At 50.7% G+C, this 12349-nt stretch carries 13 protein-coding genes and 1 other RNA gene; 8 read left to right on the forward strand and 6 right to left on the reverse strand.

What is annotated here, in order from left to right; translation table 11 throughout:
• Positions 1–280: 280 nt before the first annotated feature.
• Both edd and FH755_RS00590 read left to right on the forward strand, forming a co-directional pair.
• Entirely contained in the window at positions 281–2104 is a 1824-nt protein-coding gene (gene edd / locus FH755_RS00585; protein ID WP_292437643.1) for a phosphogluconate dehydratase, read from the forward strand.
• A gap of 28 nt (positions 2105–2132) precedes the next feature.
• On the forward strand, positions 2133–2765 hold the full coding sequence (locus FH755_RS00590) for a bifunctional 4-hydroxy-2-oxoglutarate aldolase/2-dehydro-3-deoxy-phosphogluconate aldolase (RefSeq protein ID WP_292437644.1): 633 nt from the start codon (positions 2133–2135) through the stop codon (positions 2763–2765).
• Positions 2766–2953: 188 nt separating this feature from the next.
• Here FH755_RS00590 and FH755_RS00595 read toward each other — a convergent pair whose 3' ends face one another.
• From FH755_RS00595 to FH755_RS00605, 3 genes are all read right to left on the reverse strand, one after another.
• Positions 2954–3706 carry a putative DNA-binding domain-containing protein gene (locus FH755_RS00595; protein WP_292437646.1) on the reverse strand — a complete coding sequence of 251 codons (753 nt, stop codon included), beginning with the start codon at positions 3704–3706 and terminating at the stop codon, positions 2954–2956.
• Positions 3690–4538, reverse strand: a complete 849-nt coding sequence (locus FH755_RS00600) for a DUF692 domain-containing protein (RefSeq protein ID WP_292437648.1) — start codon at positions 4536–4538, stop codon at positions 3690–3692. Before FH755_RS00600 ends, FH755_RS00595 begins: the two co-directional genes overlap by 17 nt.
• A 64-nt stretch (positions 4539–4602) precedes the next feature.
• Complete coding sequence (locus FH755_RS00605) at positions 4603–5355, reverse strand: hypothetical protein (protein WP_292437650.1); 753 nt, start codon at positions 5353–5355, stop codon at positions 4603–4605.
• A 208-nt stretch (positions 5356–5563) separates the two neighbouring features.
• Here FH755_RS00605 and FH755_RS00610 point away from each other — a divergent pair, with 208 nt between their 5' ends.
• Both FH755_RS00610 and FH755_RS00615 read left to right on the forward strand, forming a co-directional pair.
• Positions 5564–6544, forward strand: coding sequence for an ABC transporter permease (locus FH755_RS00610; RefSeq protein ID WP_292437652.1), 981 nt, complete (start codon positions 5564–5566; stop codon positions 6542–6544).
• Positions 6537–7358: a ferritin-like domain-containing protein gene (locus tag FH755_RS00615; RefSeq protein ID WP_292437654.1), complete on the forward strand. Its 822-nt coding sequence runs from the start codon at positions 6537–6539 to the stop codon at positions 7356–7358. Before FH755_RS00610 ends, FH755_RS00615 begins: the two co-directional genes overlap by 8 nt.
• Before the next feature lies 1 nt (position 7359).
• Here the strand turns inward: FH755_RS00615 and FH755_RS00620 are convergent, their stop codons facing one another.
• The 3 genes from FH755_RS00620 to FH755_RS00630 are packed head-to-tail and all read right to left on the reverse strand — an operon-like array spanning position 7360 to position 9489.
• Positions 7360–7674, reverse strand: a complete 315-nt coding sequence (locus FH755_RS00620) for an RnfH family protein (RefSeq protein WP_292437655.1) — start codon at positions 7672–7674, stop codon at positions 7360–7362.
• Positions 7661–8101 carry a type II toxin-antitoxin system RatA family toxin gene (locus FH755_RS00625; RefSeq protein WP_292437657.1) on the reverse strand — a complete coding sequence of 147 codons (441 nt, stop codon included), beginning with the start codon at positions 8099–8101 and terminating at the stop codon, positions 7661–7663. Before FH755_RS00625 ends, FH755_RS00620 begins: the two co-directional genes overlap by 14 nt.
• 17 nt (positions 8102–8118) lie before the next feature.
• Positions 8119–9489 carry a sodium-dependent transporter gene (locus tag FH755_RS00630; RefSeq protein ID WP_292437659.1) on the reverse strand — a complete coding sequence of 457 codons (1371 nt, stop codon included), beginning with the start codon at positions 9487–9489 and terminating at the stop codon, positions 8119–8121.
• Positions 9490–9619: 130 nt separating this feature from the next.
• On the opposite strand from FH755_RS00630, the gene smpB reads away from it, so the two are divergent.
• The 4 genes from smpB to FH755_RS00650 all read left to right on the forward strand — a co-directional run bounded on the left by smpB (position 9620) and on the right by FH755_RS00650 (position 12310).
• On the forward strand, positions 9620–10099 hold the full coding sequence (smpB, locus tag FH755_RS00635; protein WP_292437661.1) for an SsrA-binding protein SmpB: 480 nt from the start codon (positions 9620–9622) through the stop codon (positions 10097–10099).
• A 182-nt stretch (positions 10100–10281) separates the two neighbouring features.
• Positions 10282–10646, forward strand: a transfer-messenger RNA (tmRNA) gene (ssrA, locus tag FH755_RS00640).
• 140 nt (positions 10647–10786) lie between these two features.
• Complete coding sequence (locus tag FH755_RS00645; RefSeq protein WP_292437663.1) at positions 10787–11755, forward strand: calcium/sodium antiporter; 969 nt, start codon at positions 10787–10789, stop codon at positions 11753–11755.
• Positions 11756–11767: 12 nt separating this feature from the next.
• On the forward strand, positions 11768–12310 hold the full coding sequence (locus FH755_RS00650) for a hypothetical protein (RefSeq protein WP_292437665.1): 543 nt from the start codon (positions 11768–11770) through the stop codon (positions 12308–12310).
• The last annotated feature ends 39 nt before the right edge of the window (positions 12311–12349 follow it).

The raw sequence follows: 12349 nt of genomic DNA on the forward strand, positions 1-12349 counted from the left end.
AAAGCGTAAGTCGTGGATTAATCTATCAATCCGACTGTTGTATTTCAGCGCCAGCCAAACTGGTAGAATGACAATGTGGGCGTCGCGCCCGTTTCCCGTCAAAGCGGCGCCAGTAATAGATTCACAAGGCATTAAGACCCTAACAAAACGAATTCTTCGTATGCCAAAATAGTCCTTTCAAGGTATAATGGTGGGTCTTGACATAAAATCTTCGGGACATTCCGGGCCCGGCAATCCTTTGCAAATACAACAGGCAAAGCATTAAAGAGAGAAGGAAACTATGGTTCATCCAGTATTAGAAAGCGTCACCAATGACGTAATCGAAAGAAGCAAAAAAACGCGTTCGGTATATCTGGCGCGCATCGATGAAGCCGTTGGCAAAGGCCCTCATCGTGGGGTATTAGGATGCGGTAACCTGGCTCACGGATTTGCAGCCTGCTCAATGACAGATAAAGCCGACCTCGCCGGTGACCAAAAAGCCAATATCGCGATCATCTCTTCCTACAACGACATGCTGTCGGCACACGAGCCATTCAAAGATTTTCCGGCCATCATTAAGGAAGCAGCTCACAAGGCTGGCGGTGTAGCCCAGTTTGCCGGTGGTGTCCCTGCCATGTGTGACGGTATCACTCAGGGCCAGCCGGGCATGGAGCTGTCTCTGTTCAGTCGTGACGTCATCGCTATGGCAACAGCTGTTGGCCTCAGCCACAACATGTTTGATGCGGCGTTGTATCTGGGCGTTTGCGACAAAATTGTTCCAGGTCTGCTGATTGGCGCTCTCAGCTTCGGTCATCTTCCGGCTGTGTTTGTGCCTGCCGGTCCGATGCCGAGTGGCTTGCCTAACAAAGAAAAAGTCCGCATCCGCCAGCTGTATGCCGAAGGCAAGGTTGGACGCGACGAACTGCTCAAAGCAGAATCCGAGTCTTACCACAGCCCGGGTACCTGTACTTTCTACGGTACGGCCAATAGTAATCAGATGATGGTGGAAATGATGGGACTGCATCTGCCAGGCAGTTCATTCATCAACCCCAATACACCGCTGCGTGATGCGTTGACCAAGCGTGCGGCAGAACAAGTGCTGAAATTTACCGCGCTGGGTGAAGACTTCCGTCCGATTGGTCATATGATCAACGAAAAAGCCATCATCAACGCGCTGGTTGGTCTGCTGGCTACCGGTGGCTCTACCAACCACACCATGCACCTCGTTGCGATTGCCCGTGCGGCCGGTATTATCATTAACTGGGATGACTTTGACCGCCTGTCCAAGATCATTCCATCGCTGACACGCATCTACCCGAACGGCACCGCGGATGTGAATCACTTCCAGGCAGCCGGTGGTATGGGCGTTCTGATCCGTGAGTTGTCACAGAATGGCTTGATGCATACGGACCTGCTGACCGTCGGTGATGACAAGGGTATGGAACAATATACCCGCGAACCGACACTGCAGGATGGCGAACTGACCTGGAAAGATGGCCCTGAGGCCTCACTGGATCCGGAAGTCATCAGCAGTGTCAGCGCGCCATTTGGCACCACAGGTGGTTTGAACCTGATTAAAGGCAACCTGGGTCGTGGCATGTCAAAAATTTCTGCTGTCGATCCGAAACATCAAGTGGTGGAAGCGCCGGCAATGGTCTTTGACAATCAGGATCATGTGGTTGAAGCCTTTAAGCGTGGCGAAATGAACAAAGACGTTATCGTTGTTCTGCGCTTCCAGGGACCGAAAGCCAACGGTATGCCCGAACTGCATAAACTGACACCCCCATTGGGTGTATTGCAGGACAAAGGCTATAAAGTGGCACTGGTCACTGATGGTCGCATGTCCGGTGCATCCGGCAAGATTCCATCAGCCATTCATTTGTGGCCTGAATGTGCCGACGGCAATCTGATGACCAAAGTCCGTGACGGCGACATGATTCGTCTCGATACCCAGAAGGGTGAACTGAATGTGCTGGTTGATGAGGAAGAGCTGAACTCTCGCATGGCGTGTGTGATGGCCAATACGGAACATCACTATGGCATGGGTCGTGAGCTGTTCGACAGCTTCCGCCAGGGCGTCTCGACTTCCGAGACCGGTGCGATCAACATGTTCAACGTCGAATAATAACCAACAATCTGGAAAAGCATTATCCATGTCGAAAACAATTCATGAAATTATGAAAGTCTCGCCGGTTGTGCCGGTGATGGTCATCAACAATGCTGACCATGCCGTACCGCTGGCTAAAGCACTGGTCAAAGGCGGCCTGAAGGTACTGGAAATTACTTTGCGTACTGATGCCGCACTGGAATCGATTCGTCGGATTAAGGCAGAAGTACCAGATGCCATTGTCGGTGCCGGTACTATCATCAATATCGAAACGCTGAATGCGGCGATTGATGCCGGCGCGGAATTTATCGTCAGCCCGGGTACGACTGACAGCCTGATCGATGCCGCATTGAAAACCGGTGTGCCTTTGCTGCCGGGTATTGCCAATCCAAGTGAAGCCATGCGCCTGCTGGAAAAAGGTATTACGGCAATGAAGTTCTTCCCGGCCGAAGCCGCGGGCGGTGTGCCGATGCTGAAATCGATTGGTGCGCCGATTCCGCAGATCACTTTCTGCCCGACCGGCGGTGTCAGTCAGAAAAACGTCAATGACTACTACAAATTGCCTAATGTCGGCTGCGTCGGTGGTTCATGGATGTGTGCAGCGAATCTGGTCGATGCTGAAAACTGGGATGAAATCACCCGTCTCTCAGCAGAAGCCATTGAACTGGCGACAGCCTGAGTATTTCAAGCTTCATTTAAATTGAAAAAGGCGCTAATCAGCGCCTTTTTTATTTGGCAGGATAAGGTTTTGAACACTTTACAAGCTCGGAGAGAGCCTTCGGCATGCTCAGGATGACAAAAAAGTAGAGAGTCAAAAGTTGTCATGGGCCTGGCTAAGGCATACGGGATTCAGAAAGAGGCTGTTATTCAATCACGCTTCAGCAAAATGCCGCGGTTTAACCAGTCATCAATCATCTTTTTTGCCCCTGCGGCTACCACTTCTGGTTGAGGGTGATGCATTTCATTGACGATAGCTGCTACTGCCGATTCGCCTATTTCACCTTGAGAGAGCAGATCCATTAATCTGGCACTGACCGGATTCAGTTCAATGAACTTAATCTGATCGTCTTCATCGCGTAATACAAGCAGGCAGATCGGTGTGTCATTGGGTGATTGCGGTTGGTTATCAACACTGATCTGGTGTACCGGAAACTGGTAGACCAGAAGCCAGGCCAAAGGCGACTGCCGATACTGCAAACTCAAACAGTCTTCGTCAGCCAGCGGTGTGCGTTCAAACTCGGCTTCGTGAATACTTAAAGCCAGTTCCACCCATTCGTAGTGCGCCAGTTCTTTAAGAAATGGCGGATCGTCATCACTCAGGCGTTCATTATCCAGATAAGCCATAAACTCGCGGGCGATTTCAACAAACAACGGGGTCTTACATTGGTGCTTGACCATAAAATCACGCACCATTATCTGCCATTTGTCTTCACTGAAAAGGCTGCGAATGACCGGAAAGGCATTCTGTAACGTGCCGTTGATATTGTTGAAAAACAGGTCGCGATAAATCGCCATACGCCGGTCTTCAACCTGATCCGGTGCCGGCTCATGCTCAGGGTCCCTGATATGGGCAGCGAAGCGGTACTGGGTATCTTTAAATGAATCAGCCTTGTGAGACATGCTTAAGCGGTGTTTGTTGTTGATATCGATGAATGGTGCTGACTTCTTCCAACAGCTGCGATAGGGAAGGAATATTAAAATCCCGCTCCAGCAGCGTGGGAAGCACCCCATGATGCTGATAAGTCTGTGCCAGCAGTTCCCAGACCGGATCAATCACATCCGCCCCGTGAGTATCGACAATCAGGTCTTCTGCCTCATTGTAATGGCCGGCAATATGCAGATAGGCGATGCGGTCAGAAGGCAGTGCTTTGATATAGTCGAGCGGGTCGTAATGGTGATTGACGCTGTTAACGAACACATTGTTAACGTCCAGCAGCAGGTCGCAGTCAGCTTCTTCAATGACGGCGCGGATGAAGGCGATTTCATCCATCTGCTGACCCGGCGCGGCATAATAGGACACATTTTCTATTACCAAACGGCGTTCCAGAATTGATTGGACCCGCTTGATGCGATCAGCCACATACTGCACGGCTTCCTCGGTAAAAGGAATCGGCATCAGATCGTAGAGGTGCCCGTCATCACTGCAATAGCTCAGGTGTTCGCTGTAGCAGCGGATAGAATGCTTGTCGAAAAACTGCTTCAATCGCTGCAGGAAATGTTCATCAAGCGGAGCCGGACTGCCAATGGATAATGACAGGCCGTGACACAGCATCGGGTAGCGTTCAGCCATGGCCGAGAACTTACGACCAAAAGCGCCGCCCATTTCCATCCAGTTCTCCGGTGCGACCTCGAGAAAATCGATGCCGGTGTTGTCCATCGCAGCCAGTTCATCGATAAAGCTGCGACGCAGTCCGAGACCGGCACCACTGACCGGATAGGTTTTCCTGCTCATAAAATGCTCCTGCATTCAGTCTCTGATACAGTGACGCTCAGGCCGGCATATTGTTACAGACGTCTCAGTCGAGATTGACCTCAAACATGGTGCGATCAACACCGACATTGCCGGTAGTCGGGTCAACCATGTAAACGATAGCTTTGTAATGACCGGACTGTTTGATGTCGGTTTTGCCAGAGAACATGCCCACAGGACCAGTAAATTCTAATGGTACTTCAGCAATTTTTTCTTCATCCTGCATCAGCACGGCTTTGACTTCATAGTTATCCGGCTTCCAGTAGCCATCTTTGGTGATAGGACAGCCACACAACAGCGAGGCTTTGGTGTAAAACTCGACTTTGCCGCCTTCCAGCACCTGGGTCCAGGCATCAACGATAAAGCCGGGCATATTCAGAATAATGCCATCACCAAGCAGATGTTTGCCGGGCACGACCCACGATGTCACGGTTGCTTCCTGCAAAGACTGTCGATAGCCGTAAGGGCCCATCAGTTTAAATTTCAGCAGGCGCGGTGCATCGATGTCGATCTCGGCCAGATAACCGGCTGTTTTATCATCTGTCAGTCTTTGTCCACGCTCAATGGGGTTTTTTATCAGCAGATCGGTGTCACCTGTACCACCATTAATCCACCCCTCATCGAGAATTTCGCCGGTTTCAGCATCTTCTACGACCACGCGAACGCCACCGACGCTGGTGCCGATAAACTTGGCATCAGCTGCCTTTGCCCGGATCATGATTTGGGTATTTTCGGCACTGGCGGGCAGACTTAATGCAGTGAAAAAGGGAATGAGCAGGGCAAAAATCAATTTCTTCATGGCAGACCTCACTGTCAGTAAAAGGGCAATAGCATTATCTTGTGACCATTATGGCTGAGCATTGTTCTGTTTGCATTCGCTTTGAAGGCTGCTCTCACTGATTATTGCCGGCAACTGCTACAATGTGACTCTGTGAAACTTGAGGCAAACGCATCGGTCATTAATCTGACGTTTTGCCAAGTAGTTGTTCCCTGACAGGTATCGCTTCATGCTCGCTTACATCATCAGACGGATTCTTTACGCTTTTCCCATTCTGTTGGGGGTCAATGCACTGACATTCGTTTTATTCTTTATGGTTAATACGCCGGATGATATGGCGCGCATGCACCTTGGTAACAAGTATGTGACTGAGGCCGCGATTGAAACCTGGAAAGAAGAACGTGGTTACGACCGGCCGCTGCTCTGGAACAGCCAGGCAGAGGGGACCGATAAGGTCACCGATACCATTTTCTTCGCCAAATCTTTAACTTTGTTTGTGTTTGAATTTGGTCAGGCCGATGATGGCCGGGATATCGGTGAGGATATTAAAAACCGCATGTGGCCGAGTCTCGCAATTGCGGTGCCAATATTGATTATCGGGCTGATGGTCAACATTACCTTTGCCATGCTGATGGTGTTCTTCAGGGCGACCTATGTCGATCTGAGCGGCGTGGTTTTATGTGTAGTGTTGATGTCGATCTCCGGGCTTTTCTACATCATCGGCGGCCAGTTCCTGGTCGGAAAAATCATGCAACTGGTACCGATATCGGGCTATGCCGAGGGGTTTGATGCCACCAAGTTCCTGATCCTGCCGGTCGCCATCGGGATTATTTCCGGTATCGGCAGCGGCTCACGCTGGTACCGCACTTTATTTCTGGAAGAAGCCTCCAAGGACTATGTCCGTACTGCACGTGCGAAAGGACTGTCTGAAGTTCGGGTGCTGTTTTCGCATGTTCTGAAAAACGCGATGATTCCCATCCTGACCGGTATTGTTGTGGTGCTACCGACCCTGTTCATGGGCAGCCTGATCCTGGAATCTTTCTTTGGTATTCCGGGCCTCGGCAGTTACACAATTGATGCTATTCATGCGCAGGATTTTGCCATTGTCCGCGCCATGGTTTTCCTGGGCTCCGTGCTGTATATCGTCGGCCTGATGCTGACCGATATTTCCTATACGGTGGTCGATCCGCGGGTACGGCTTGATGGCTGACTCCGTTCACATTCGCGAGCAGGCCCTGCAATGTCTGCTTACCACAGATCCCTGGAGTAAAGCCGCTGCCACCCGGGATCTCTATAAACAGGTCCGGAATTCAGGCTTTGAGGTCTCTCATGCCGCGCTTAAGGTGCCAGAGTTTCCAGGCAGACCTGACAACCCCGAACTGGTGCCCCCACGGGACTTACCGCGCCGACGCAATAATCAGCAAACCGGTCACGCCACGTTGATTCATGCCATCTGCCATATCGAATTCAACGCGATTAACCTGGGCCTGGATGCCATCGCACGTTTTAGTGAGATGCCGGAAGATTATTATGCAGACTGGATACAGGTGGCTTATGAAGAGTCCACCCATTTCGAAATGCTCGACGCCCATCTCAAAGCTCTGGGCTTCAGCTATGGTGATTTTTCAGCTCATGACGGGATGTGGGAAATGGCCAGGAAAACCCATCATGATCCCCTGACCCGAATGGCACTGGTGCCCAGAGTGCTGGAAGCACGCGGGCTGGATGTCACTCCGGCGATGATGGATAAGCTCAGAAAATCTGGTGATCATCGCGCTGTTGAGATACTGGAAACCATTCTGCGGGAAGAAGTCGGCCACGTAAAAGTCGGCACCCGCTGGTTTAATTACCTCTGCGAACAGCGTGAACTGGACCCGTACCAGACTTTCAAGGATTTGCTGGAAACCTATTTCAACGGCGAGATTCGGGGCCCGTTTCACACCGATGCCAGAATGGCGGCCGGTTTCAGTGAAGCCGAAATGGCGCTGCTGGAATCTCAGGCGGTGTACAAGAAGCGCGCTTGAATCAGTCCTCTGACTGTTTAGCTTTTTTCTTGGCCATTTCTGCTTTCTGGCGGCGTGATTCTTTGGGGTCCGCAATCAGCGGGCGATAAATCTCAATCCGGTCCTTGTGATTGAGGCTGGCATTGAGTTTACACATCTTGCCGAAAATACCGACTTTGTCGGTGCTCAGATCTATTTGTGGATAGCGTTCCAGCATGCCCGAGCGTTTGATAGCTTCTTCGACCTGACAATCTGCGGGGACTTCGATTTCCAGAATTAGTTGTTCATCGGGCAGGGCGTAGGCCACTTCAACAATGATGTGTTCAGCGTTTTCCATAGATTTCCTGGGCACGTTTGCAGAAGGCGTCGACCAGCGAGCCTGAGATTTGGGTGAAAACCGGGCCTAAAGCCAAATCCAGCAATCGCGTGGAAAATTCGAAGTCCATGTCCAGTTGCACCCGACAGCCCTGGTTATCACCAATCGGCTTGAACTGCCAATGACCTTCCAGATGCCGGAACGGACCATCGATAAGCTCGATACGGATAGCATTGCCATGATCGAGCACGTTGCGTGTGGAAAACTCATGGTGAATACCGCCCTTGGCGATATCCAATGCCGCACAGATCACATCTTCATTTTTACTAATGATGCGGCTGCCCCTGCACCAGGGCAGAAAACGGGGATAGGCTTCAACATCATTGACCAGATCAAACATCTGGTCAGGTGTATACATCACCAAAGCACTTCGTGTAATGGTAGTCATTAGGTCGGGTTAATGTCTTATATTTTCAGTAGACCGGTGAGATTGGCAAACACAATCAGAATTGCCAGCGGTGATACGAAACGAATCAATATCAACCAGCAGTATTGCAATATGCGATTGCTAATTGCCAACTCATCGGCTGTGCTGGATGGCTTCATCATCCAGCCGGCGAAAATGGCTATCAGTAAGCCACCCAAAGGCAACATGATATTCGCAGTCAGGTAGTCAAGCAAGCCAAAGGCCGTCTTGCCGAACAGGGTCCATTCCTTGCCGATGTTGAATGAAAACAATGTGAGCAGTCCCAGCAGCCAGATAATGCCACCTGACAGCATGGTTGCATTACGACGGCTGAAACCATGGTTCTCCACCATCCATGCCACAATCGGTTCAACCAGAGAAATTCCGGAGCTCCAGGCCGCAAAAACTAACAGCAGAAAGAAGATACCGCCGAAGAAATCGCCCCCCGGCATATGGCCGAAAGCAATCGGCAGGGTTTCAAAAATCAGGCTGGGACCGGCACCGGGTTCCATGCCATTGGCAAATACCAGCGGGAAAATCGCAAGACCAGCCAGCAGGGCAACACTGGTATCCATCACGGAAATGGTCACCGACATCTTAAAGATGGAAGTCTTCTTCGGCAGATAAGAGCCATAAACCATGATTGCCCCCATCCCCAGGCTCAGCGTGAAGAAAGCATGACCCATCGCAATCAGAATCGAGTTGGCTGTCAGCCTGGAAAAGTCGGCATCAAACAGAAAATGCACGCTGCGGGTGAAGGCTTCTCCCGTATTGGCGGCATAGCCGACCAGTATGAGCAGAATCACAAACAGCGCCGGCATCATAATCCGCACCGATTTTTCCAGACCATGCTGAACACCACGGGTGACCACAAACATGGTGATGATCATAAAGATGGTATGCCAGGCCAGCAGCCGTTCCGGATCATTGACCAATGCAGCATGAATACTGGCGGCACCATCCGGGGTCACGCCTTCAAACACACCAAAGAAAGTACGGGGAATATACGCCATTGCCTGACCGGCAATCACGCTGTAATAAGAAAGAATAAAGAAGCCGGCCAGTACCCCCATTGCCCCCAGCCAGCGCCAGGCGAGGGGACGGCCTTCTTCTTTCGCCAGCGACTTCAGGCTGTTAATCGGGTTTTGGCGACCGCGGCGGCCGATAAGTACTTCGGCCATCATCAGCGGAATACCAATCACGGCAATACAGGCGAGATAGACCAGAACAAACGCACCACCACCGTTCTCGCCGGTGATATAGGGAAACTTCCAGATATTGCCAAGACCAACAGCCGAACCGGTGGCCGCCAGAATAAACGCCCAGCGGGATGTCCACTCACCGTGTATCGACTTTTCAGGTCTTGCCATGTTTGCGTCCTGTTTGATGCACAAATTGCTCCGATTGTAACCAGATTTGGACGAAATCAACAAACAGCGTTTGTTTAGCGGTATTCACTAAAATAATGAATACCAACGTCAAAAACTTTATAATGGGCGGATGGCTAAAAAGAGCAAAAAGAAAACATTCAGTGACAACACCATTGCGGTCAACCGCAAAGTTCGTCACGACTTTTTCATCGAAGAAAAATTTGAGGCGGGCATCTCGCTGGAAGGCTGGGAAGTCAAAAGCCTCCGTGATGGCAAACTACAGCTTAATGAAAGCTATGTGCATATCCGCAACGGCGAAGCTTATCTCGCCAATGCCTTGATCAGCCCATTGAAAACGGCCTCAACGCACATCGTGCCCGAATCGCAACGTGACAGAAAATTGCTGCTGCACCGACGCGAACTGGATAAACTCATCGGCGCTGTCGAGCGTAAGGGCTACACCCTCGTGCCGCTGACCATGTACTGGAAAAAAGGCATGGCTAAAGTGCAAATCGCGCTGGCCAAGGGTAAACAGCTGCATGACAAACGCGCCACGGAAAAAGAACGCGACTGGAACCGTGACAAAGCTCGCATCCTGAAGATGAAATAGGGGCCGGCACACTGGATAGGTGCACCAAGCCAAACCGCCTGTGAACTGATAACTATTCCAGATAGCCAGCGCTAGTAACGACCCATACTCCGACTTTCGAAACACAAGAACAAAGTCGATACAAAAAAGACCCTAGCTGAGAAACTTGTCTTTCTCTATAATGTCTATGTAACACAAGCTTTGGGGGCGACCTGGCTTCGACGGGGATCGCAAAACCTGAGGTGCATGCCGAGTATTTCAGTTCTTCTCGTAAAACAGACTGGAAAATTAAAATAGTTGCTAACGATAACAACTACGCACTAGCTGCTTAATAACCAGCAAATGCCGTCCGACCAGATCCGTGCTTGTGCGACTGGTATCGGGCGTCGACTCACACAAGATCGTCTCGACGTAAGCTAGGTGCGAAGAGACTAAAACTTTAACTAGCTCGCTGTTTGTTTGCCCTGTCCATCGGGTTGCAAACAGTTAAACTAAAAGATGGAATAAGCATGTAGATCCAAGGGCGGAGGATCTGCGGACGCGGGTTCGATTCCCGCCGCCTCCACCAAAAACAAAGACAACCACCTTCGGGTGGTTTTTTTGTGCCTCAAATCACCTCCGACTACTATCTAATCAGCCAGCATTTGCTATGATGAGCATCGTTTTAGTGCCTTACTTTAACCACCCATTATTAAGGATGTAAGTTTTATGAGCCTTGCCATTGCTGCTGTGATTTTCGGGCTGATTCTGCTGGTCTGGAGTGCCGACAAATTTGTTGAAGGCGCGGCAGCCACCGCCCGGCATTTCGGCATGCCAGCCTTATTAATCGGTATGGTGATTGTCGGCTTCGGTACTTCGGCTCCTGAAATGGTGGTGTCGGCACTGGCTTCTTCACAGGGTAACCCCGGTATCGCGCTGGGTAACGCCTACGGTTCCAACATCACCAATATTGCTCTGATCCTCGGTATCACCGCCTTAATCAGTCCCATTGCAGTGCATTCGCAGGTACTTAGAAAAGAGCTGCCGATTCTGACCATTATTACCTTTGCCGCTGCCTGGCAGTTGTGGGATGGTAATTTGTCACGCACCGACGCGGTAGTATTGCTGCTGATTTTTGCCGCGCTGATGGGCTGGACTATCTGGCAGGGCATGCAGAAAAAGACTGATGAGTTTGGTATCGAAATCGCCCAGGAGCTTGAACAGCATCAGATGCCGCTCAAGCGAGCCGTGCTGTGGTTGATTATCGGCTTATTGTTGCTGATTCTGAGTTCCCGTGTACTGGTGTGGGGCGCAGTGGAAATCGCCGTCGCTCTGGGAGTAAGTGATTTGATCATTGGCCTGACCATTGTCGCCATTGGCACCTCTTTGCCTGAACTGGCTTCATCCGTGATTGCTGCCCGTAAAGGCGAGCATGATATAGCCCTGGGTAATATTATCGGCTCCAACTTATTTAATACGCTTGCGGTCGTCGGTATTGCCGGTACCATCGCGCCGATGGCGGTCAGCCCGGAACTGCTTTATCGCGATGTGATGACAATGATTGTGCTGACTATCTCGCTGTTCATCTTCGGCTACGGTTTCCGGGGGCAGGGCCGTATAAACCGGATTGAAGGTGGTATTCTGCTGACAGCCTATGTGGCTTACACCACGTACCTGATTACGACTGTATTCGCTTAATTCGCTGTTGCCATGGCCAATATACTGCCCGACAAATCGCATAAAAAGCTCATCAAGTCAGCAATTGATTTGGGAGACTGGCTGCTGTCACTGGAAGGCTTAAGCCAGCAGGACGAACAAGCTATCAAAGCTGTTCAGAAAGCCTTGAACAAGCTGCCCAAGATCAATGACGGCACGCTCGCAATGTATGGCTTCAGCCTGGAGCAGGGCGATGATACTGCCGGTCTGGTTCGGGGCTGGGATATCTCGCTGGAATACTTTGCTGATGATCCGGAGCAGCAGGGCGGCCTGGAAATGTTCAGTTCCTATATTCCCATCCCGGAAACGACTGACCCGGATGTACTGGCCGAAAAGAAAAACAATGAGCTGTATTTCCACTGGCCTGTCGGGGATATCTGCAACCTGATTCCTGCCGCACAGGCGAGCCAGTGGCTGGAACAGGTTTCCAACCCTGCGGCCATGGCTAAAATCGGTGAGCGTCTTCGCATTGAGATCGTTTTTGCTGATTATTATTCAGAAATTGAATTTCCGGTTTCAACGGCTGCAAAACAATAGTCACATACTATTATTAAGCTGATTAATTATTTATCTCGG

Source organism: Methylophaga sp., from assembly GCF_009711715.1.
Taxonomy (GTDB): domain Bacteria; phylum Pseudomonadota; class Gammaproteobacteria; order Nitrosococcales; family Methylophagaceae; genus Methylophaga.